Raw genomic sequence first — 21,506 nt, forward strand, 5'->3', positions numbered from 1 at the left:
GCTCATAATCATGCACTCATATCAACGTTCTAAAGCCTTCTTATTTTCTTTGATAATATCTTCACTTCTTCTTAGCAGCTGCGGCGATCCCACTGCCCGGTTACTAAATAAGGTCCCCATCAATTCTGTGGATGTGGAAGTACTGGATGCAAATGGCAACCCCATTCAAGGCGCACAAGTTGAAGCCTCGAACGGCAGAAAATCTTCTACGGATGAAAAGGGAATGGCTTCTATTCGATTTGGCTCCATAGGCATTCATAATATCACCGTTCTGGCGGATAATCATATGCCCAATAATATGATTGTAACCATGCCCGCTGACCGTGGCAAAACGCTAACCGCTCAATTGGCCAATCAGGTTGAAATAGGGACTATCACTTTTGGCAGCATGAACATGTATCCAATGATGTTCACTTACCTGTTTAACGGGTATGGCTATCAGCTGGAACTAGAAGACTATCCCGAAGGCGGCTGGACTGAATGGCGTACCGGTGGAGATGATGGCACCATAATGAAAAAGGCTTTTTTAAAGGAATTAGACAACGGTCAACAATGGTGGCAAATCATCCTGAAAGGAAATGAGAAAAACGATGAAGATCGATATGTGGCCGAGGTTCTTTTTGCAGAAGACCGTTCGCAAATTGTGCGGATGCGTGAGAAAATTGGTGATGGAGAAGCACAGGAAAAGCCGGTATCTGAGGGATGGTACAACGAACCCAGGCAACTTACGGAGGAATCCGTCCAGGGTGCCTTGGCTGAAGAAGGCATAAGTGTCAAAGTGCCTGCCAATACCTTCACAGCCGACCTTCTCGACTTTGGTATGGCGCCAGGCATGTCCATGAAAATGTGGCGGGTTGATAGTAATGAAGTACCCGGAGGTATTGTAAAGTATGAGTATTCAGGAGATGAAGACGGGGAAATCGCCTCAATGGAACTAACGGATTATGGCACCGATGCAGAAAGTCTTCTTGAAAGCTTTTAATTAAAGCCCAACCTTCGCTTTTAAACCACAGGTATCAGCCTGTGGTTTTTTTAAAATTATATTGTTTAAACACTAATGTTTAAACTTAAAATATTCCTAATTAGCTTATTTCGATTTTCACTGTGGTTTATAGCACTTAATCACTTGATATTCATTCATTCAAGAATTGAACAAAAACCAAAGTTTAAACACTAATCAATGAACAATAAACACATACCACACCAAATAGTGATGGACACCGAATAATTTATTAGCTGCAATTACCCGCCTATTACAGGCATTACCTTCAGAGCCATTTTTTATATATCATGTGGACATCAATTATAAAAAAATGAATCCTATGAAACCTCTCCCCCTACTTCTGATAATACTTTGTATTTTTACCAGCACCGCCCCTCTTCACGCTCAAAATCAGTTACTGGGAAAAGTGGATTTTCCGAACTCAGGCTCGGCCGCTGCACAAGATGATTTTATGGAAGGCGTCCTGTTTTTGCACAATTTCGAGTATGAAGATGCCGCACGGGCTTTCCGCCGGGCTCAACAAAAAGATCCGGACTTTGCCCTGGCTTATTACGGGGAAGCCAAAACGCACAACCATCCCATTTGGATGCAGCAGGACCAAGATGCAGCCATGGAAGTCCTCAAACGCCTGGCGCCAACCGTGGCTGGTCGACAGGCTAAAGCACCCACACAACGAGAGAAAGATTACCTGATGTCACTGGAAGTGTTATATGGCAACACTGCAGAATCTCGGGGCAAAAGTAAAGAAGAGCGAGATGTATTGTACCGGGACGCCATGAAGCAACTACATGAGAAATACCCGGAAGACCATGAGATAACCACTTATTACGGTCTCTCCATTTTAGGTACAGCACACGAGGGACGCGATTATGCTATCTATATGAAAGCTGCCGCTGAGCTCTTTCAGGTGTGGAATGAGAATCAGCAACACCCCGGAGCCGCGCATTATCTTATTCATTCTTTTGATGATCCGGTGCACGCTCCATTGGGACTACCAATGGCTAAAGCCTACGCTGAAATTGCCCCGGCAGCAGCTCACGCACAACATATGACTTCTCACATTTTCCTGGCGCTGGGGATGTGGGATGATGTAATTGAAGCCAATATCGTGGCGCGAGACGTGCAAACATCCCGCCAAGAAGAGCTTGATGAGCAACCTACTGTTTGCGGACATTACCCGTGGTGGTTAGAATACGGGTATCTCCAAACCGGAGAAACCCGGGAAGCACGGGAGGTACTCGATACTTGCTCCGAACGTATCACCCCTTCAGCATCCAACGGTGAAAAGTGGCATTATGCGGTAATGCGCGGCCATCTTATTACTGACACCAAAGATTGGGACCTAAGCTGGCAAATGGATACCGAGTATCAATACGATGCGAACAGCCCCGGAGCGCGCAACTTTTTCTTTGCTTCCGGTTATGCATCCGTCCAAAATGGAAACCTTTCCGAAGCTAAAGAACATTTGGATGAATTGAATAACACGGCTGATGAAGTTGAAAAAGACATTCAGGTAAAACAACTGCAAGGGTTGATTGCACTGGAAGAAGGCAACCATCAAGAAGGAATGAAACTATTACAGGAAGCTGTAGCCACCGAACTATCACTGCCCATTGATTTCGGACCACCGGTCATTGTAAAACCTTCCCTGGAATTACTGGGAGATGTTCTGCTCGAACAGAAAAACTATCAGCAAGCTTTGGATGTCTACGAACAGCAACTGGAAAGAACACCTAAGCGAAAGCTATCTATCGCCGGAAGAGAAGAAGCTGAAAAGATGCTGTAAGCTTTACTCTCTTCTAAAGCGGGTCGACTATTAATGCCTTTACATTAATAAATGTCTATACATTGATGTTTAAACGTAGAAAATGAAGCACACATGGACATCCAATGCTTGGACTTAGATGAAATACAAATTTGATATTGATTACATGACGGGCACCTGCCGCAAGCGTCTCGCTTATGGCATCTAATTCAGTATGTGGTTGACATAGATAAGTCCAAGCGGGACGCTTGAACCAGGATTGTATTGAAATAAGTGTAGCCAATAAGAAACAATCAACGTTTTAACATCAATAACTAAACGTTAAGCTGCTATACAAGCACATCAACTTTCGAAAAGCGGGGAACTGAGATAACGATCGCCCCGGTCGCAGGTGATGCAAACAATCACACCTTCCTCCAGATCTTCGGCTACTTTTAATGCAGCAACCAAAGCTCCACCGCTGCTCATTCCTGCAAGAATTCCTTCTTCCTTAGCCATGCGTCGGGCTAATTCCGTAGCTTCGGTTTCACTCACATCCACAGTTTGATCTACTCGGTCATCTTCAAAAATTTCAGGCAAAAACTCTGGCGACCAGCGCCGGATGCCTGGTATAGAAGAACCTTCAGTAGGCTGCGTTCCTACAATTTGGATATCAGGGTTTTGGCTTTTTAAATAACGGGATACGCCCATGATGGTCCCGGTTGTCCCCATGGCAGAAACGAAGTGTGTGACTTTACCGTCCGTATCGCGCCAAATTTCCGGACCGGTGGTCTTTTCATGCATTTTGTAATTATCGGGATTGGAGAACTGATTCAACTGGTAGTAACCATGCTCATCAGCCATCTCCTGCGCCAGTTCACGGGAATACTCAATGGTTTTATCGGCTGGCGTCAAAATGACTTCGGCCCCATATGCCTTCATCGACTTGATGCGTTCTTCTGTAGCGCTCTCTGGCATAATCAGTTTAATATTCAATCCTTTCATTGACGCAATCATGGCTAAGGCTATGCCGGTGTTACCGCTTGTTGCCTCTACTAAGGTATCCCCTTCTTCGATATCACCCCGTTCAATGGCACCATTAATCATTCCAAGTGCCGGACGATCTTTGACACTTCCTGCCGGGTTTTGCCCCTCCAGCTTACAATAAATCGTTACGTTTTTATTTGTTGGGATATTCTGCAATTCAATCAGTGGCGTATTGCCTATAAGTTCTTCAATATTCATAATCTTATTGTCCTATTTACGGTGATAATTCCTATCCGCCTTCTCATAAAATCACTCAATATGGAGTTTAATTTTCTATTTATTTATAGGTGATCGTATCTGTCTCACCCTCGGCATTAGTCATTTTGGCTTGATAGTAAATTTTGGAATGAGCCGGCACGCTTTTCGTCAGCCATACATTCCCGCCAATGATGCTGCCTTCTCCTATCACGGTGTCTCCGCCAAGAATAGTCGCACCGGAGTAGATAACTACGTTATCTTCTATGGTAGGATGACGCTTTATCCGGGCATCTTCTTTTCTGACGCTCAATCCGCCTAAAGTAACGCCCTGGTAAATTTTCACGTAAGCCCCGATCTTAGAGGTCTCTCCTATTACAACTCCGGTACCGTGATCAATACAAAAATGATCCCCGATCACGGCGCCGGGATGTATATCAATCCCGGTCTGACGATGAGCATACTCTGAGATAATCCGCGGAATCAGGTTAATGCCGAGTTTTAATAATTCGTGCGCTATGCGATGTGCCGCCATCGCGTAAAAGCCGGGGTAGGTACGAATCACTTCTCCTTTGCTTTTTGCTGCAGGATCTCCCTCAAAAATGGCATCAATATCTTGTAATAAAAGTGTTCTTATGTACGGAAGTTTCTCAAAAAAATCCTTCTCCAATCCGTCAGCTTTGCTTTGCACACACTCTTCATTGTGATTGAGCACTGTTCGTAACTCGTCTTTGCAAGCCCTCATCCGCTTCCGTATCCCTTCTTCTTCCGGATGACGTTCGTATGCAAATTCGGGAAACAGCATGCCCAGCATATGTTCAAAAAAAGAAATCACCTTTTCAGGTGGCGGGCATTTTGATACATCGCGGTGGGCTTTAGCCAGCTCTGTTACAAATTTGTTTTCATCTTCCAACATAGAATGCAGTTTTTTTGAGTATATCGACACAACAAGTAATATACACAGATGAGTTCAGAAGTTGGAAAAACAGGCTGTTATACTAAAAATTAAAATCGAGCTTAACCTGCCATTTCCCGGCACCTGTAAGCTCCCATAACACCACATACACACCGCCATCTGCATCGTAATCTCCCCCCACATAATAGCGGCCGGTTTCTAACACATGGCCTTCTGCTATATTCCATAGCTTTGTTTTGCTGATCCCAATCTCATAATTGGGGTTTTTCATAAAATAATAGCGATCCGCCACTTCCTGCCGGCCTTCTGATTTAGATCCGTTAGCAAGATATACCGTCTCTTGGGTATACAATTCATCAACGTGTTTCTGAGGATTATGAGCATTCGCCAATTTTATCCATTCCTGTCTTCTTTCATCCAGCTTCGCTTTTACCATCTCGAAGCTATTACCCGTTTCTTCTTCTGGTGAAAAATACATATCCACTTCCTTCTTCCAGCCATTTTCGGTATTCCGCCAGCCCGTAACCAGCAAGATTTCATCCTCTTCATTGTACAAATCACCCACGGTCACATACCGATCTTCATCATGCCGGAAGATATCAGTCTGTTGATAAGAGCCCGGCAATTTATTTTCATTCGAGTTGACAACATCCATTATTCTTTGAGCTTCTCCCACTTTTAACTCAGCAAAAACCTGGTATTCGTTAGTCCAATAAAATTCACTTACATCTTCTCCTTTATTTAAGATGTCAAGCCATTGCTGCTGTAAGTCTTCGAAATCTGGTTGTGCCCAACCCAACAAAGGAAGAAGCATCCATAGTCCGATACAGAAGTATTTTCTGGTAGTCATAATTTTCTCATCTGTTCACCTTAAGAGGTATTAAGGTTTGTAAATCCAAGTTAAAACACAAATCTGAAATCTCAGAAAAATGGCTTTCATCCGCCCTTGATTTAAAATAATTCTGAATTATCAGAAACTTTGATTCGGTGCGATGCGTAGAGCGATTCAAATTCACACACATTTTATTTCAACATCATGGCTAAGAAAAAAAGTAAAAAACTGATTTGGACCATCACTCTGATTGTAGTGATTTTTGGAGGCGGCGGCTTTTATTACCTCTACAGCAACAATGAAGAACAAGGCCCGCAAGAAGAACCTTTTGTAACTGCTGAAGTTGGCACCGTGGTAGAAAAAGCACTGGCCGTTGGTACTATCGAACCTGAAAATGAAATCGAAGTTAAATCAAAGATATCCGGCGTGGTCAGCCGCATGTTTGCCGAAGCCGGAGATTATGTTGAGAAAGGCGAGCCGCTGATTGAAGTCAGCCCCGACCCCACTCCCCTGGAACTCGCCGAAGCAAAACGTAGCCTGGAACGTACCCGGATTGAAGCAGAAAACCTGAGGAAAGAACTGGACCGGATGGAAACACTGCTCGAGAAGAATCTTGTCTCCCAGCAACAATACGATCAGTCTCTTGAACAATTTGACGACGTACAAGTACGCGTACAAATTGCCAAAGAGCGACTGGAATTATTGGAATCCGGCCGTATTAAAATTGGCGACACTATGATCGAATCGGTAATTCGGGCTCCAATTAGTGGATACATTCTTGAAGAATTGGTAGACGAAGGCGAACCCGTGGTTCCGCTTACCTCCTACCAGGCAGGTACCGCGCTTATGACCATGGCCGAAATGGAAAACCTGTTATTTAAAGGCACCGTGGATGAAATTGACATTGGCAAAGTTCAGTTGGGCATGCCGGTTGAAATCAAAATCGGTGCTTTACCGGCCGATACCATTCTTGGCGAAGTTTCGCACATCTCCCTGAAAGCTCAGGAAGAAGACAACGCCACCGTATTTCCTATCGAAATCACCATCACGGATACCAAAGGAGCGGTTCTGCGTGCAGGTTATTCAGCTAATGCCGATATCATCATCCAAAAAATGGAAAACATGGTCACCATCCCCGAACGGGTGATTGACATGCGTGATGGCAAAGCTTTTGTAGATGTACCCGGTGAAACGCCTGGCAGTCGTGAAGAAAAAGAAATCACCATTGGCTTGAGCGATGCCATTACAGTTGCCGTAACCGGCGGACTTGAAGAAGGACAAAAAGTACTGGAACGACCGGTACGCACTTTAACGGTACGCTGATAATTTTCACCACAGGGCACATAAGCCATGTCATTTTCAAATCTCTTAAAAGAACTTTTTCAAAACCTGAACCAGCAGCGGTTACGCAGTTTCCTCACCATCTTCGGGATCATGTGGGGTACTGCTACCCTAATCTTGCTGCTGGCTTTTGGAGTGGGATTTCGTGATCAAACCGTACTGAACATGCGTGGCATGGGCGATCAGCTGGCCATCATGTTTCCCGGGCAAACCACTAAACCCTTTCAGGGCTATGGCATTGGCCGTCCCATCCGTTATCGTGAATCAGATGCCCAGATGTTGAAAAACAATATCCCTGATATTGACGTGGCTACCCCCGAGTATATGAGCAGCATGGTGATAGAGTATGGTGAAAAGCGTCGCAACTCATCCGTAGGCGGGGTTTACCCGGTATACCAAGAGCTTAGAAACACCTTTGAGCAACCCGGCGGACGATGGCTCAATCAAACAGATGTGGATGAGCGCCGCCGTGTTATCTTTATAGGAAACCGACTGGCTCAAAATATTTTTGGGGAAGAAGATCCCGTAGGCAAGCAAGTAATGGTGAACAATATGCCATTTACCGTAATTGGAGTGATGCAGGATAAAATCCAGAACTCCTCCTATTCTCAACGCGATCAGGATCGTTCTTTTATACCAGCTCCCACTTTTTCAGCCATCACTGGCACCGACATTGTCAATAATATTTTGTACACCCCCAAAGACCCGAACCTGGCTGATGGCATTCAAGATCAGGTCTATGAAGTGATGGGACGTAAACACCGTTTTGATCCCGCCGACCGCGATGCCATCGGCATTTGGGACACCAACGAGTTCTGGTCATTCATTAACATCATGTTTTTAGGCATCAACGGGTTTTTAGGGTTGATAGGATTTTTCACCCTGGCCGTTGGTGGTATCGGGGTGGCTAATATCATGTTTGTAGTAGTACAGGAGCGAATGAAAGAAATTGGCATCCGTCGTGCAGCCGGGGCTCGTCGCCATCACATCATGGCGCAGTTTTTTCTTGAGACCTTTGCAATCATTGCCATTGGTGCTTCGGCCGGTTACGCTATTGGATGGCTATTGGTTCAGGCCACGCAAAACCTGCCCATAAAAGATTTTGTGGGTACCCCTTACTTCTCACCACAAGTCGGCATTATAGCTTTTGCGGTGCTTAGCCTGGTTGGTTTTGCAGCAGGCCTGCTACCCGCCTGGCGAGCTTCACGGCTGGATGTGGTGGAATGCCTCAGAAAATAACTCCTATACAAGAACCACTTATTTAACTCCATTATCATGTGGCGAACCTTATTTACCGAATTCTTTTCTGATCTGCGCAAGCAAAAGCTTCGCTCCTTCTTAACGCTTACCGCCATTGCCTGGGGAACACTCTCAGTAGTACTTCTGCTGGCTTTCGGGCGAGGACTGGGAACCAGTATGATGGAAGGTATGCTTGGTGCCGGCAACCAGGTAATGGTTATTTACGGCGGCCAGACCAGTATGAATTACGAGGGCTTAGGCATTGGTCGGCGTATCAGTTTTAAAGAAGAAGACGTGCGTTTAATTGAAAAAGCGGTACCTGGTATTTCCCACGCCAGCCCGCAATATGGCCGTTGGGGCGCCCAACTTCGCACCGATGACATCACCACTAATACGTATATGGAAGGCGTCAATCCAGATTTTGAAATCATGCGCACCATGTATCCCGCTGCCGGCGGACGTTTCATCAATGAAAAGGATGTAGACGAAATTCGGCGCGTACTATTTTTAGGGGATGAAATTGCCGTTCGTATTTTTGGGGATCAAAACCCTATCGGTCAGAGAATACTGCTGGATAATACGCCTTTCACAGTTATTGGCGTGATGAAACCCAAGATGCAGACTTCTATGAATAACGGCCCCGATGCCAACCGCGCCATCATTCCTTATACCACCTTCCGCAATATGTACGGATACCGCAATGTCGGTTCGATGTTGATTCGCCCGGAAGATCCTTCTCTACAGGAAGATATTAAAGCTCGGATTACCTCGATCATGTCCAAAAAATACGGTTTCGATCCTGCCGATGAACAAGCCATGCCCATCTGGGATTTTATTGAACAGGAAGAGATGCAGGGCAAAATCTTTTTTGGGCTGGAAGTATTTCTATTTACGGTTGGCTTTTTCACCCTGATGATTGCCGGCGTAGGCGTAGCCAATATCATGTTTGTGGTAGTAAAAGAGCGTACCCGTGAAATTGGTTTAAAAATGGCCGTAGGAGCTCGCAAAGTCCACATCATTGTACAGTTTATTTTCGAATCCCTCTTTATATCATTCCTGGGCGGCGGACTGGGCATTGCCATATCAGCCATCATCGTATATGGTGTGCAATCTATGAACATACAGGGCGGAGCAGGCGATTTTCTTGGTAATCCGGAGATTTCTTCCATAGCCGTACTGGTCACCGTAGGCGTTTTAGGGTTGATAGGATTAATTTCCGGCATCTTCCCGGCTATCAAAGCCTCCCGCGTTGATCCCGTGGAATCGCTCCGCTACGAGTGATGAAATTGCAGATTACAAATTACTGATTGAAAATTAGTGTAAGGCGGACAGATTTGTCCGCCTTTCGTGTGAAGACTAGTTCCCTACGGCCCGTTGGGATCGCAAATATGAAGCTCCTGCTTCATTTTTTTACCCCACGAATTAGCCCTAATAACGGTTATCATCGCACAAACACATCAAACCCAATTCCCCGGCTGGTGTTAACCACTGGTCGGGCAAATCTGCCCGACCTACGTCTTTCCATAGAGAACCGCTATTGGCTTTATATGAATAAGAAAATAGCGATCGGGAAGGAAATCTCTTTATCCTTTGTTAGGCTACCGAAACAGACAAAATATTTCCAACCAATTTTATTTTTTACCGTTTATGAATTTTCACGATGCTCTCAAATGGCGATATGCCACCAAAAAAATGACCGGAGAGACGGTTCCACAGGAAAAAGTGGATCGAATCCTTGAAGCCATTCGGATGGCTCCAACGTCAATGGGCTTCCAACCCTTTACGGTATTTACGATCACAGATCCAGAGATTAAAGAACAAATCCTGCCTATTGCCAATGGCCAAACGCAAGTCAGGGATGGTTCGCACCTGCTGATATTTGCGGCATGGACTGAGATCACCGAAGAACGTATTGAGGATTACATGAACCTCACCGCTGAAGAACGGAAACTAAGTCTACAAGAGCTGCAGCCTTTACGAAATATGTTGAATGGGGCCGCCTCCCAATCACCGGAAAAAATGTTTGAATGGTCGGCACGACAGGCGTACATCGCCTTTGGATTTGGAATGGCCGCTGCCGCTGTGGAAGAAGTGGATGCAACGCCGATGGAAGGCTTCAACCCTGAAGCATTAGACGAGCTGCTTGATTTACCTTCCAAAGGATTACGAAGTGTACTCATGCTTCCACTTGGTTACCGCGATGAAGAAAATGACTGGCTGGCCCCTATGAAAAAAGTCCGCCGGCCGAAAGACGAGTTTTTCCAAGAGGCTAAAGTAGCCGAAATGGCTTAATCAATTTTGATACCATATACGACCCATGAAGCCCGCAGCTTTGAGCAGTTCTGCGGGCTTTTTTATTTCCCAATACAAAAAGTGAGGTAATTTCCATAAGTACTATAATTACATAATAATAGAAGGTGTATTATTTTGCAGATATGCAAAATTAGCAACAATATTCAATAAATCTTATCATATATAGACTCTTATTAAGACAGATTTAGTTCCTTTTGTAGTAGACAGATTCATTAGGATATGAGGTAGCCAATTCATTCATGTTGTTCCAAACATCTTTACCTGCAATAGCTACTCCACCTGCATTATCTACTTTTAATCCATCAACAACACCATCAGATACCATTACACCACTTACATATATCATTGTAGAATCATTATTACTTCTAATTGATGCATTGATTCTATAATCAATCATTGCATCTGTTATAGTTGATGTTTTTAAAAGTAGTAATTCACTATCTGAGTTATCTATACTAATTCCCTGATCTGTTAAATGTTGTGCAAAACCTCTATAAGCCTCATTTGCAGTTTGATTAACTTTTAAAATGATAGTATCTGCATTTTTTACCATCTCTTTGGATGGCTCAGTTGATGGAAGTGATGTTGCACATGAGATGAGAAAGAAAGTTAATAGTGCAAGAAGTATGAGCTTTTTCATTGTTTCCCCGATAATTTCATTAAAGTATTATGTTTAAAACATATTAGAAAATTATAGATTATTCAATCTCACTTAAAAATGCATTAAATGCCTGATCCTGATTTTGCCTGATATACTCAAGCTCTCTGAGGATCTCCTTATATCTCTTTGTAGGTTTGCCTGCATAGTGAGTCTTAAAGTGCTTACTGTAAAGCTCCTCATACAGTTTATCAGAGCCATTCATGATCTTACAGACCTTATCTATCATTCTGCCTTTTTTAGAGTAAGTCTGGCATTCATACATGGCATTAGGAAAAGCATCTCGATGCAAAAAGTATTTACCGGCTCCATACAGTTTTCTGCACCGCTTACCGGTATGAGGACAAACAAAATACCAGATCTTACCTATGCCCAAATTTGAGTTACTTGATGTTAAACTAACATTATAATTGACTTGCTCCTCTTTGTTGTAAGTATAGAAAAAGGTTGCCTGAGGAGTCTCTCTCATATCCACAGAGATACTTATACTGCCGACCTCTTGACCTCTTCTGCTCCATGTTAGCTGACCAGATTTAAAGCTGTCTGGCTCAAAATATCCAAACTCTTTGAGCTTGGTTATGGAGATCTGTTTAACCTCATCCAGTAATGTTGGATATGTGCTATAAGCTGGCATAATGTTAGGTTTTATAAGGTTCTGAAACCTAAATATTTAGAGAACATGCAGTATATTTACCTGTAATATCTTTTAAGCGCTGAAACTTTACTTTCCAGCTCCTCGATCAATGGAGACGAGTCTGAGGCTGAAAACTTCTTACTCTTGTCTCTAATCTCTTTTTTGAGCCTGCTATAATATTCAGGTCTATCAAGAGCATCTTTAGCTCTTAATTCCTCAACCAGATCCACTGCTCCATGCTGACCAATTCTTTTAATGGAGAGGAGAGCCATCTGATCCCAAAAATCTTTTGGAGTACTCATATTGTCTGTATCTAAATTGATCTCTGCAAGTTTATGTATTGATTTAAAATCACTTACATATCTATCTATTAATTTAATATAAAACTGCTCCTCATACAATTTATAAGCCTTTACCTCTGGCTCTTTAAATTGTTTATGTAACCGGCGCTTATATCTGATCTCATACCTCAGAACATGCTTTGAAGTCCATACCTCAGGAATCTCATAACCTTTATTTTTAGCCTCTGCCGGCTTATCATAAAAAAGTTTAGTCCGATTACCATTTTTGTAGTAAAGGCTCTCAGGTTGAATATATCGCTTATAGTACTGGCTCTCTCCTAAGTATGGATAATATACCTTAGGCTCAAACTGCATTATAAAGTTATGAGCAAAGTCTATTCTTGAGACTTGAGCCTCATCTATAGGCAAGTGTAAATCATCTGAGAGCTTCTGTATAGCCTGCTCAGTATCCTTTCTCCTGAGAGTCTGCATATTATCAGACAGGTAGTATTTGGCTAAACTGCCTTGTATAGAGACTCCTCTATCAGTTACATAAATTCTTAGGTTTTCTTTAGTACCTGAGAAGTATATCTGATCTGCTTTTTCATGTGCTGTAATATCCTCTAAATAGACAGGTATCTCAGCCAATAGATCAGTATCTCTGACTGAGTCCTGTCTTACATAGAGTTTTAGTGTATCAAACATATTGACAGAATTTGTCAAGACTTACAGCTTACTATAGCCATACTGATAAAATGGTTTAGCATCTGCTCTTAGTTGTTTAATCTGCTCATCCAGCTCTCCATCAATAAGCATCTGATACCAGCTTGAAATAATATTCCTTTGCTCAGGCAGAATGAGCATCTCAATATCATCCAGATCTTTATCTGATAGGAATAGGTAAGCATCATTCCTGAATGGATAGAATGGATTTTCAGATCCATCATTTAGCTTTCTCCTGCTATTGGGATAGCCATAAAATAGCTCTGGATAGTCTAAGTCCTCATTGTATAGGCTTGTAACATTGAGGCTGGATTTAGTGAGGCTCCACTCAGCTATTCTTTTAGAGTCTGCTGATACAAAATCTCTGGCTGGAGTCTTGTAAACAAACATCTGCTTTTTGTGATTAACAAGAGGAGAGAGTCCTGAGTATTCTCCTGCATATTGAATGCAGTCCAGCCTCATTTTAGATCTGATATTATTAGCTTTTTTGATCTCCTGAGGTAGTGCTATAAATCTGTAGTAATGGATAGGCTGATTCATGATAGACCTCTTTCCAATAAGAAGTTTTCAGCCTTATCATCAATCTCATCCTGAGAGACTTTTTTGTTTCTCAGCATCCACTCATCCAGCTCCTCTTTGTCAAAATAGAGCTTTTTACCAGTTGGCTTGTAGCAAGGTATGCCACCGGTTGAAGTGAGTTTATACAGATGAGATTTTGACAGTCCAGTATAGACTGCTGTCTCATCAAAATTGAGTACTGTTTTCTGTGATAGGAGTAGATCCTCAATCCTGCTGAGTCTCTCATCCAGTTCTGTAGTTTTCATGGTTCAATTAATTTGAATTAATATTGAACCAGCGCGCCGGTACTGTTAATCAGTTAACCTGAGCAAAAGATGAGAAAGGATTGATAACAAAGTAATTGACCAGACCTTTTAAAAACTTTACTGTAAAGGTTTATCAGACAGGCTCTGAATAATACTATCTATTGTTTTAGAACCTCTTGGATCAGAGGAGTACTTCATGTTTTGTGAGTCCTGTTTTATGCTGTCTCTCTTAAAAGGTTTTCTATGTCTATCCAAAAAATGATCTGTGATGAGCTTAAATTGTCTATCCATAGTATCAATCAGACCAGCCTCAGATAATTTGTTAAACAAGTAAATGAGGAGTCTGTTTGTCTTGCTCCATTGAATAGGTTGAGGAGTTTGATCTGCCTGCCTGAAATGCTCTTGTATCAGATCATTAGTATCTCTGTTTTCAATCAAGCCAACCTTTTTTATGGACTGTAAAAACATTCTGAGAGACTCATCTCCTTTAAGCCAATGGATAGGCTGGATGTTACTTTCTACACTCTCTTGCTTTGGAGTTGACCTATCAAGTTTTGACTGAAATTTAGGTTTTAATTCAGCAGTTGTATATTCTGCTTTAAGTTGAACAAGTAAACTTCTTAACCTATACAATGAATAAAACTCAATGCCATGTGGATCCATTAATCTACTTATGTCAATTGTGTTTTTGAGCATTTCAGACATTTCTTGAGCAAATTGTTCCACATTCTTTTTCTGCTCCTCTGTTTGTTCCTTTTGTCTTTTAATCCTCCTTTGTGGTTTAAAGTAATCTGAAACCCCAAAGCTTCTTTGCCCTCTATCAACATCACTCAACATGGGTACTTCTTTACCATCTTTTTCATATTCATTAATTTTATTCTGAATTTCCTCATGTGAAAATTTTCCCTCCCAAAGTTCCCTTTCCCACCAGAAATAAAAGTCAAAATCTTTGCAGAGCAGTTTAATTTTTACTGGATCAAAATCACCAGTCAATTCTTGAACTCTTGAATAAATTTCTAAGTCTGACATACCACCTTTATGAACTTCAGCAAAAAAACTGTTTGATAATCCCTCTTTGTAACTATCTCCAATTGAATCAGCCATAGTTACATTATCACTGGTTAAATACTCTGCTTTCTTGATGCTTCTATAAATTATGCCACAAAACCTCATTACTGAGTCTTTTTGCCATTCATTTAGATTAGCATCAGAATAATGTTCTTGGATCACATAGAAGTTTCTCCACTTATTATCCTCACCAGTACTGATCTTGTACCCTTCAATCAGTTCAGAGTCTGTCTTTCTTTTTTCTAAAATTAGATCAACATACTCTTGCAGATAAAAAGAAAAATCAGACAAGATTTGATTTAAAAATCCCTTGGTAACTCCATTCTTTTTGTTCCCTATTTCTTCAATAGTATTAATAATGTCAATTGAAGGAACTTTATTCTCAACAATACCCTGAAATAATTCACCTAATTTCATAAGTCAATACTGTTTAATCGGTTGACAGCTTCTTTTCTTTTCTGATCCACTATATCAGCATAGATCTGAGTAGTCTTGATATTCTTATGCCCTAATAATTTGCTTACAGTATAAATATCTGCTCCATGCTGTAACTGTAGGATAGCATAGGTATGTCTTGCACAATGGAATGTGATGTTCTTAGTGATCCCTGCTTCCATCATCCATCTCTGTAGAGCTACATTCATATAGGATGAGTATTTGAGACCTTTAAAGACTCTTACCTCAGGAGCCTTAGGATCTGTTAAATATTGTTTGGCATTATCAGGTATCTCAACATATTGCAGACCATCTGTTTTCTTTTGGTGAAATACTACTCTCCAGCCATCCTCATTCTGTTCAATCTCTGACCATGTAAGTTTCTGTATATCAGACCACCTCAGACCGGTAAGACAGGCAAACAGAAAAGCATTTTTCAGAACAGGATACCGGCACTCCTCTTTAGCTACTGCCTTAAGCTCATCTACAGTTAAATGCTCTCTCTTAGGTGTCTTAATTGAAGGAGCCTCAACATCACTGGCTGGATTGTGCGAGAGGTATCTTTTTTTGACCGCTTTTTTAAGTCCAGCTCTAAACTTGCTGAAATATGATCCTACAGAGGCAGAGGCTAAAGGATTGCCATCTGTTTTCTTAACATTTTTCAGATACTCAAGAAACTCCTCACAAAATTTCTGATCTAATCTTTTGAATGGCAGTGAGTCAGATCCAACAAAAGACTCTAAATGCTTATAGGTAGAATCCCAATTGTTGTATGTATTCTCATTGCTTTCTCTGTTATCTCTCTGTTTTCTAAAGAAAGCCATAAAATCAGCATTACTACTGCCTGACCTTTTGAAGCCATACTGACCATTTTTGATCTCAAGCTCTCTCTTTGCCTTTATGCTTTTAGCAAGCTCCAGAGTCTCCTTATTAGTTTGTCTCTCTTGCTTAGTCTGAGGATTATCTTTTAAATACAGATCCAGATATTCATAATCTCTGACTGCCTTAGTTTTGCCATCTTCAGTTTTGACAGTGCCTTTATAGTACTCCAGATAGAGGCTGATCTTGCCTGATTTAGTCTGCTTTCTCTGTCTTAAATGTACCTTCATAATTGTTGCTATTTGTTGCTATCAATATCTATACAACAAATTAACAACAATAAAACCACAAATAACAACAAAAGAAGAGAAAATATACTACCTTGAAAACAGGCTAAATGAAAGCATTAGATGAGTTTAGCTAAACAAGAGAAACTCACTTCACTTACCAATACAAAATCGCGAAAAGATACTATCCAGCACATCTTCATTGGTAATTTCGCCGGTAATGGTGCCCAGTTCTTTGAGGGCAGCTCGCAAGTCAATGGAAAGGAAGTCGCCAGTCATACCCTGGCTAAGCGCACGCAATGCACTATCCACGTGCTCTTTGGTTTTTTGAAGGGCATCGCGGTGACGAGTAGAAGTAACCAAAAGACTGGATGCATCATAATGTTTGTTCTCCAGCGCTCGGTCTTTCAGCAGTTTTTTCAGGTCTTTGATTTTCTCTCCCTCCAGGGCCGAGATCTTCAAATCAAACTCGGTTCGCCACCCTCCTTCCAGTTCGATATCGGCTTTGGTGCCAATTAAAATAAATGGGGTTTCTTTGGCGCGCGACTGAAAATCAGCAATTTCTTTACGCTCTTGATCGGTAAATGACTGGGAGAGGTCTTTCAAATAAATCACTAAGTCTGCCTGCTCAAAAGCTTTTTGGGATCGCTTCACCCCTTCCGCTTCCACCACGTCTTGGGTTTCCCGCAGACCGGCCGTGTCAATCAATTTAAACAGGAGGCCATCGTAGCTCCAGTCGGCATCAATGGTGTCGCGGGTAGTTCCGGCAATTTCAGTAACAATGGCACGGTCACTTCCCACCAGCGTATTCAGTAGAGTTGACTTTCCCGCATTCGGACGACCAATAAGCACCGTTTTCACGCCATCTTTCACCAGCCGACCGGTTTCATAGGTTTCCAGGAGTTCGGCAATTTCGGTATCTAAATCTTCCAGCAATTTCTGCAGCTGCTCTTTGTTGGCAAACTCGACGTCTTCTTCAATAAAATCCAGCTCCAGTTCTACCATGGCCGTGGCGTCAATAATCTGCTGGCGAAATTTCTTGATGTGCTCCCCTAAACGACCTTCCAGCTGTTGGTGGGCCGCATCCACCGCTTTAGAGCTTTTGGCGTGAATAAGATCGGCCACTGCCTCGGCCTGATCCAAATCCAGCTTTCCATTTAAAAAAGCCCGTTGAGTAAACTCTCCTGGTTCTGCGGATCGTACGCCCAGTGCCAAAATCGTCTCCAGCACCGATTGTGTCACCAGCACCCCTCCGTGACACGAAATCTCTACGGTTTCTTCTCCGGTGTATGATTTTGGAGAATGAAAGAGCGTCACCAGCACTTCATCCACAGGAAGATTCTGCTTGTTCATAATCTTACCAAAGTGGACGGTATGGGAATCTTGCTTGGTGAGATCTTTGCCTTTAAAAGCTTCGTTTACCGTGGCAATGGCTTCCAGGCCGGATACCCGAATTACGGCGATACCGCCTTCGCCCACGGGAGTAGCAATAGCAGCAATCGGTTTTTTTTGTGTGATGTCTGTCATGCTTCAAAGATAGGCAGACTACCGGAAAACACGAAAGGGATTGAAAATTGTGCTATATCATCCCTAAAAAAATTTACCCATTAATTTTTCTGCAATATTTATAAACATGAAACCACTATTTTGATTAGCTTTACATACAACTTTAAACATAAAAGCAAGTCAATGAGAACATTACTCACAGGTACATTTCTTTTACTTTTCGGGATGGGTATAGTACATGCCCAAACATATTCACCAGACCGGCCGGGGATTGGAAACGGCTCTTCCATCACACCGGAAAGAATGCTGGGGGTAGAAGCAGGAATCGAATTTACAGATAGTGAAATATCTAATCGATTGGATATTGGTCAAGTATTGTTACGCTACGGGATTATAGATAAGCTTGAATTACGCGCCGCCCTCAATTCATATACTCGCGTGAATGTAGAGACGTCTTTTTTTTCTGATTCCTACAGTGGTTTTAATGACATGGATATCGGTGCTAAATACAATTTTATCTCAAAAACCGAGAATCACCCCAGTGTATCCGGTATGGCAGAGTTAACCCTTCCAGTTGGCTCTGATAGATTTAGTTCTGGTGACATTTCTTCAACCCTAACTGTTCTTTCTGATTATGACCTAAATGATATGTGGAGTGTTTCTTCCAACCTTGGATATTGGTTTAATCCTGAAGTTGCTAATGCGGACTACTGGACCTTCACCTTTACTCCAAGCTTCACCATCCCAAACAACGAGGATATAGCAGGCTATTTTGGTTATGCCGGTTTGTATTACGAAGGTGGTAGCACCAATTGGTTAGAAACGGGAGTCACTTATACTCTTGCAGGCAATACTCAGCTGGATGTTAATTTCGGATATGAATCAGATGCGGAAGTGTTCTTTATTGGTGCGGGCTATGCCCAAGGGTTTAATTAAAAACTAATTTCTAGATGTTTAGTCATAAAGGGATGTTCAAAAACACATCCCTTTTTTGTTTGGGATTCATTTACCGGGCAATGGTAACCTGTACGCCGGATTCTTCTAATTTTGCTACGGTCTCGGCAGATACTCCTTCATCCGTTATGATATGTTGCACCTTATCCAGACTGCAGATACGGCTAAAGCCTCGTTTTCCGAATTTGGTGTGATCGGCGAGCACTACGGTGTATTGAGCGACTTCGATAAAGCGCTGGTTCAGGCTGGCTTCCATCAGGTTTGAGGTTGTTAAGCCATGATCCAGATCAATGCCATCCACGCCTAAAAACAGAATTCCGCAGGTGATGCCATCCAAAAACTGCTCGGCATACGGGCCCACCACCGACGTGGAGCTTTGGCGAAGCTGTCCGCCCAGTTGAAGAATTTCCACATTTTTATGCTGCGCCAGCTCCAACGAAATATTTAAGGCAGAGGTAATCACGTTGAGCCTCCTGTTCGGATGAATCTTTCGGGCCAGGGCTAAAATGGTTGTCCCCGACGCCAATACGATGGAATCATTATCTCCTATTAGCTTAAGCGCTTCTTGGGCAATGAGGCTTTTCTCTTCAGCCTGCACCTTCTCTTTTTCCGAAACCGGTCGGTCGCTGGTATAAGGATTGGATTGCGTGGCTCCGCCATGGGTTCTAAAGAGCAGGCCTTTTTCTTCAAGCACTCTTAAGTCCTTTCGGATAGTCACTTCCGATACATCCAGGTCTTCGCTTAACTCCTGCACATAGACCTTTCCGCTTTCTTTCAGTTTTTTTAGAATAGTTTCGTGTCGTTCCGCTACTGTCATGTATTTCCCATTTATTGAGTTTCAATATAGCACACCTCTTCATTTTCTTCAATTTTCTATAATTCGGAACAAAACGAAACATTATTTCTAAAAATAATCTTGACTCAAAAATCCCCTAATCAGTATAAACTATAATTTTTCAGTGTTTTAGGGTTTTAGGCGTGTTCGAAATATTTCGTTTTAAATTGTTTTGAATTTCGTTTTGCTTTATTTAGATTCATTACAGAACAAAATGAAACATCTCCTGTAAACGGAGTTTATTATGAAAAGAGCAGAATTACTTAAGAGCGCAACAAATAACAAAAGAGAACCCTGGGATGTTATTATTATCGGCGGTGGGGCTACCGGCCTCGGCGCCGCCCTTGATGCTGTAAGCCGCGGATACAAAGCCCTGGTACTGGAAAAATCCGATTTTGCCAAAGGCACTTCCAGCCGCAGTACCAAACTGGTTCATGGTGGTGTTCGCTATTTAGCACAAGGAGATATTGCTTTAGTGCGGGAAGCCCTGAGAGAGCGTGGCTTGTTACAACAAAATGCCCCTCACCTGGTGCAAAATGAAGTGTTTGTGATTCCCGGCTATAAATGGTGGACCAAATACTATTACACCCTGGGGCTCACCATGTACGATTTGCTATCTGGGAAATTAAGCCTGGGCCGGTCCAAACCTATTTCAAGAGAAGAAACAATACGCCGACTTCCCACTATCAAGAAAGAAGGCCTGCGTGGCGGTGTTATTTACCATGACGGCCAGTTTGATGACTCCCGACTTTCCATCAACCTGGTGCAAACCATTGTGGAGCACGGAGGCGTAGCCTTAAACTATGTGGAGGTAAAAGGCTTGATAAAGGATGGCAACAAGATATCCGGAGTGAAAGCCCTTGATCGGGAAACCGGGCAAACCTTCGAATTGAAGGCAAAATCAGTCATTAATGCCACCGGTGTTTTTGTGGATGAAATCATGAAAATGGATAAAGACGAGCATAAAGAGATGGTCCGCCCCAGCCAGGGAGTGCATTTGGTGCTGGATAAATCATTCCTGCCGGGCGAAGATGCCATTATGATTCCAAAAACCGATGACGGCCGTGTGCTTTTCGCTGTTCCATGGCATGATAAAATAGTAGTTGGAACCACCGATACTCCACTGGACGAACACAGCCTAGAGCCGGTAGCCCTGGAAGAAGAAATTGAATTCATCCTACAAACAGCACAAAGATATCTTGCAAAAAAACCAACCCGTGATGATGTAAAAAGTGTATTTGCGGGATTACGTCCGCTGGCAGCCCCGCAGGAAGGAGACACCAAAACCAAGGAAATTTCCCGCAGCCACAAATTAATTGTATCAGAATCTGGTCTTATTACAATCACCGGAGGAAAATGGACCACTTTCCGTAAAATGGGTGAAGATACCATCGACAAGGCCGAAAAAGTGAATGGCATTGGCGAAAGAAAATCAACCAGTGAGTCCATGAAAATTCATGGATATGAAGAAGAAACCGATTACAGCAATCCCTTTTATTTTTATGGATCCGATCAGAATGACGTACTACAACTGGCTGAAGAAAAAGTTGCCTGGAGTGAAAACCTTCATCCCAAATACGCTCATATTAAAGCCGAAGTGATCTGGGCGGCCCGGCATGAAATGGCGCGTACGGTGGAAGACTTTTTAGCCCGCCGCATTCGCATGCTGTTTCTGGATGCCAAAGCAGCCATCGACATGGCACCGGCCGTGGCTGAATTGATGGCAAAGGAATTAGAATATGATGAGGAATGGATATCATCCCAAATTGAAGAATTTACCACGCTTGCCAACCGGTATTTACTGAAGTCTTACAAGCCCGAGATTTTAGAAACAAATAACAGTCACTAATAA

Annotated in this window: 20 protein-coding genes; 8 read left to right on the forward strand and 12 right to left on the reverse strand. The window is 42.6% G+C overall.

All coding sequences use genetic code 11. From position 1 onward, the window contains the following. Window positions 1-10: 10 nt before the first annotated feature. On the forward strand, window positions 11-982 hold the full coding sequence (locus FN815_RS13630; protein ID WP_142455203.1) for an Ig-like domain-containing protein: 972 nt from the start codon (window positions 11-13) through the stop codon (window positions 980-982). 340 nt (window positions 983-1,322) lie between these two features. Continuing rightward, window positions 1,323-2,789, forward strand: a complete 1,467-nt coding sequence (locus FN815_RS13635; RefSeq protein ID WP_185957307.1) for a tetratricopeptide repeat protein — start codon at window positions 1,323-1,325, stop codon at window positions 2,787-2,789. 321 nt (window positions 2,790-3,110) lie between these two features. Here the strand turns inward: FN815_RS13635 and cysM are convergent, their stop codons facing one another. The 3 genes from cysM to FN815_RS13650 all read right to left on the reverse strand — a co-directional run bounded on the left by cysM (window position 3,111) and on the right by FN815_RS13650 (window position 5,755). After that, a complete protein-coding gene (cysM, locus tag FN815_RS13640) occupies window positions 3,111-3,992 on the reverse strand; it encodes a cysteine synthase CysM (RefSeq protein ID WP_142455205.1) in 882 nt (293 codons plus the stop codon). A gap of 79 nt (window positions 3,993-4,071) precedes the next feature. After that, window positions 4,072-4,905 (reverse strand): serine O-acetyltransferase, encoded by an 834-nt coding sequence (locus FN815_RS13645; protein ID WP_142455206.1) that lies wholly within the window; start codon window positions 4,903-4,905, stop codon window positions 4,072-4,074. A gap of 82 nt (window positions 4,906-4,987) precedes the next feature. Beyond that, window positions 4,988-5,755: a hypothetical protein gene (locus FN815_RS13650; RefSeq protein ID WP_142455207.1), complete on the reverse strand. Its 768-nt coding sequence runs from the start codon at window positions 5,753-5,755 to the stop codon at window positions 4,988-4,990. 186 nt (window positions 5,756-5,941) lie between these two features. On the opposite strand from FN815_RS13650, the gene FN815_RS13655 reads away from it, so the two are divergent. The 4 genes from FN815_RS13655 (at window position 5,942) to FN815_RS13670 (ending at window position 10,609) form a co-directional block, all read left to right on the forward strand. Further along, window positions 5,942-7,060 (forward strand): efflux RND transporter periplasmic adaptor subunit, encoded by a 1,119-nt coding sequence (locus tag FN815_RS13655; RefSeq protein ID WP_142455208.1) that lies wholly within the window; start codon window positions 5,942-5,944, stop codon window positions 7,058-7,060. Between the two features lie 27 nt (window positions 7,061-7,087). After that, on the forward strand, window positions 7,088-8,317 hold the full coding sequence (locus FN815_RS13660) for an ABC transporter permease (protein ID WP_142455209.1): 1,230 nt from the start codon (window positions 7,088-7,090) through the stop codon (window positions 8,315-8,317). 36 nt (window positions 8,318-8,353) lie between these two features. Further along, the gene (locus tag FN815_RS13665; RefSeq protein ID WP_142455210.1) at window positions 8,354-9,598 is read left to right on the forward strand and encodes an ABC transporter permease; all 1,245 of its coding nucleotides are present in this window, start codon (window positions 8,354-8,356) and stop codon (window positions 9,596-9,598) included. A gap of 366 nt (window positions 9,599-9,964) precedes the next feature. Beyond that, window positions 9,965-10,609 (forward strand): nitroreductase family protein, encoded by a 645-nt coding sequence (locus FN815_RS13670; RefSeq protein ID WP_142455211.1) that lies wholly within the window; start codon window positions 9,965-9,967, stop codon window positions 10,607-10,609. A gap of 205 nt (window positions 10,610-10,814) precedes the next feature. On the opposite strand, the gene FN815_RS13675 is transcribed toward FN815_RS13670, so the two are convergent. The 8 genes from FN815_RS13675 to mnmE form a co-directional block, all read right to left on the reverse strand. Then, window positions 10,815-11,270 carry a hypothetical protein gene (locus FN815_RS13675; protein WP_142455212.1) on the reverse strand — a complete coding sequence of 152 codons (456 nt, stop codon included), beginning with the start codon at window positions 11,268-11,270 and terminating at the stop codon, window positions 10,815-10,817. A 58-nt stretch (window positions 11,271-11,328) separates the two neighbouring features. After that, window positions 11,329-11,922, reverse strand: coding sequence for a hypothetical protein (locus FN815_RS13680; protein ID WP_142455213.1), 594 nt, complete (start codon window positions 11,920-11,922; stop codon window positions 11,329-11,331). Window positions 11,923-11,978: 56 nt separating this feature from the next. Continuing rightward, window positions 11,979-12,908 (reverse strand): phage/plasmid replication domain-containing protein, encoded by a 930-nt coding sequence (locus tag FN815_RS13685; protein ID WP_142455214.1) that lies wholly within the window; start codon window positions 12,906-12,908, stop codon window positions 11,979-11,981. Window positions 12,909-12,929: 21 nt separating this feature from the next. Then, entirely contained in the window at window positions 12,930-13,466 is a 537-nt protein-coding gene (locus FN815_RS13690) for a hypothetical protein (RefSeq protein ID WP_142455215.1), read from the reverse strand. Then, window positions 13,463-13,750, reverse strand: coding sequence for a helix-turn-helix domain-containing protein (locus FN815_RS13695; protein ID WP_142455216.1), 288 nt, complete (start codon window positions 13,748-13,750; stop codon window positions 13,463-13,465). Before FN815_RS13695 ends, FN815_RS13690 begins: the two co-directional genes overlap by 4 nt. A 117-nt stretch (window positions 13,751-13,867) precedes the next feature. Then, window positions 13,868-15,235 (reverse strand): hypothetical protein, encoded by a 1,368-nt coding sequence (locus tag FN815_RS13700; RefSeq protein WP_142455217.1) that lies wholly within the window; start codon window positions 15,233-15,235, stop codon window positions 13,868-13,870. Then, on the reverse strand, window positions 15,232-16,362 hold the full coding sequence (locus FN815_RS13705) for a site-specific integrase (protein ID WP_142455218.1): 1,131 nt from the start codon (window positions 16,360-16,362) through the stop codon (window positions 15,232-15,234). Before FN815_RS13705 ends, FN815_RS13700 begins: the two co-directional genes overlap by 4 nt. A 150-nt stretch (window positions 16,363-16,512) precedes the next feature. Next, window positions 16,513-17,886 carry a tRNA uridine-5-carboxymethylaminomethyl(34) synthesis GTPase MnmE gene (mnmE, locus tag FN815_RS13710; protein WP_142455219.1) on the reverse strand — a complete coding sequence of 458 codons (1,374 nt, stop codon included), beginning with the start codon at window positions 17,884-17,886 and terminating at the stop codon, window positions 16,513-16,515. A 162-nt stretch (window positions 17,887-18,048) separates the two neighbouring features. Between mnmE and FN815_RS13715 the strand changes: the two genes are divergently transcribed. Beyond that, complete coding sequence (locus FN815_RS13715) at window positions 18,049-18,801, forward strand: transporter (RefSeq protein ID WP_142455220.1); 753 nt, start codon at window positions 18,049-18,051, stop codon at window positions 18,799-18,801. A 70-nt stretch (window positions 18,802-18,871) separates the two neighbouring features. Here FN815_RS13715 and FN815_RS13720 read toward each other — a convergent pair whose 3' ends face one another. Then, window positions 18,872-19,636 carry a DeoR/GlpR family DNA-binding transcription regulator gene (locus FN815_RS13720; protein ID WP_142455221.1) on the reverse strand — a complete coding sequence of 255 codons (765 nt, stop codon included), beginning with the start codon at window positions 19,634-19,636 and terminating at the stop codon, window positions 18,872-18,874. Between the two features lie 262 nt (window positions 19,637-19,898). Here FN815_RS13720 and FN815_RS13725 point away from each other — a divergent pair, with 262 nt between their 5' ends. Next, window positions 19,899-21,503: a glycerol-3-phosphate dehydrogenase/oxidase gene (locus FN815_RS13725; protein ID WP_142455222.1), complete on the forward strand. Its 1,605-nt coding sequence runs from the start codon at window positions 19,899-19,901 to the stop codon at window positions 21,501-21,503. Window positions 21,504-21,506 lie beyond the last annotated feature (3 nt).

This window comes from Gracilimonas mengyeensis (assembly GCF_900182705.1).
GTDB lineage: Bacteria > Bacteroidota > Rhodothermia > Balneolales > Balneolaceae > Gracilimonas > Gracilimonas mengyeensis.

What these genes read in the sequence shown, in the direction of transcription:
- FN815_RS13680 (WP_142455213.1), bottom strand. Translation starts at nt 11,922, where the DNA reads ATGCCAGCTTATAGCACATATCCAACATTACTGGATGAGGTTAAACAG.
- FN815_RS13670 (WP_142455211.1), top strand. Translation starts at nt 9,965, where the DNA reads ATGAATTTTCACGATGCTCTCAAATGGCGATATGCCACCAAAAAAATG.
- FN815_RS13650 (WP_142455207.1), bottom strand. Translation starts at nt 5,755, where the DNA reads ATGACTACCAGAAAATACTTCTGTATCGGACTATGGATGCTTCTTCCT.
- mnmE (WP_142455219.1), bottom strand. Translation starts at nt 17,886, where the DNA reads ATGACAGACATCACACAAAAAAAACCGATTGCTGCTATTGCTACTCCC.
- FN815_RS13635 (WP_185957307.1), top strand. Translation starts at nt 1,323, where the DNA reads ATGAAACCTCTCCCCCTACTTCTGATAATACTTTGTATTTTTACCAGC.
- FN815_RS13660 (WP_142455209.1), top strand. Translation starts at nt 7,088, where the DNA reads ATGTCATTTTCAAATCTCTTAAAAGAACTTTTTCAAAACCTGAACCAG.
- cysM (WP_142455205.1), bottom strand. Translation starts at nt 3,992, where the DNA reads ATGAATATTGAAGAACTTATAGGCAATACGCCACTGATTGAATTGCAG.
- FN815_RS13715 (WP_142455220.1), top strand. Translation starts at nt 18,049, where the DNA reads ATGAGAACATTACTCACAGGTACATTTCTTTTACTTTTCGGGATGGGT.
- FN815_RS13630 (WP_142455203.1), top strand. Translation starts at nt 11, where the DNA reads ATGCACTCATATCAACGTTCTAAAGCCTTCTTATTTTCTTTGATAATA.
- FN815_RS13705 (WP_142455218.1), bottom strand. Translation starts at nt 16,362, where the DNA reads ATGAAGGTACATTTAAGACAGAGAAAGCAGACTAAATCAGGCAAGATC.
- FN815_RS13720 (WP_142455221.1), bottom strand. Translation starts at nt 19,636, where the DNA reads ATGACAGTAGCGGAACGACACGAAACTATTCTAAAAAAACTGAAAGAA.
- FN815_RS13665 (WP_142455210.1), top strand. Translation starts at nt 8,354, where the DNA reads ATGTGGCGAACCTTATTTACCGAATTCTTTTCTGATCTGCGCAAGCAA.
- FN815_RS13695 (WP_142455216.1), bottom strand. Translation starts at nt 13,750, where the DNA reads ATGAAAACTACAGAACTGGATGAGAGACTCAGCAGGATTGAGGATCTA.
- FN815_RS13690 (WP_142455215.1), bottom strand. Translation starts at nt 13,466, where the DNA reads ATGAATCAGCCTATCCATTACTACAGATTTATAGCACTACCTCAGGAG.
- FN815_RS13645 (WP_142455206.1), bottom strand. Translation starts at nt 4,905, where the DNA reads ATGTTGGAAGATGAAAACAAATTTGTAACAGAGCTGGCTAAAGCCCAC.
- FN815_RS13675 (WP_142455212.1), bottom strand. Translation starts at nt 11,270, where the DNA reads ATGAAAAAGCTCATACTTCTTGCACTATTAACTTTCTTTCTCATCTCA.
- FN815_RS13685 (WP_142455214.1), bottom strand. Translation starts at nt 12,908, where the DNA reads ATGTTTGATACACTAAAACTCTATGTAAGACAGGACTCAGTCAGAGAT.
- FN815_RS13655 (WP_142455208.1), top strand. Translation starts at nt 5,942, where the DNA reads ATGGCTAAGAAAAAAAGTAAAAAACTGATTTGGACCATCACTCTGATT.
- FN815_RS13725 (WP_142455222.1), top strand. Translation starts at nt 19,899, where the DNA reads ATGAAAAGAGCAGAATTACTTAAGAGCGCAACAAATAACAAAAGAGAA.
- FN815_RS13700 (WP_142455217.1), bottom strand. Translation starts at nt 15,235, where the DNA reads ATGAAATTAGGTGAATTATTTCAGGGTATTGTTGAGAATAAAGTTCCT.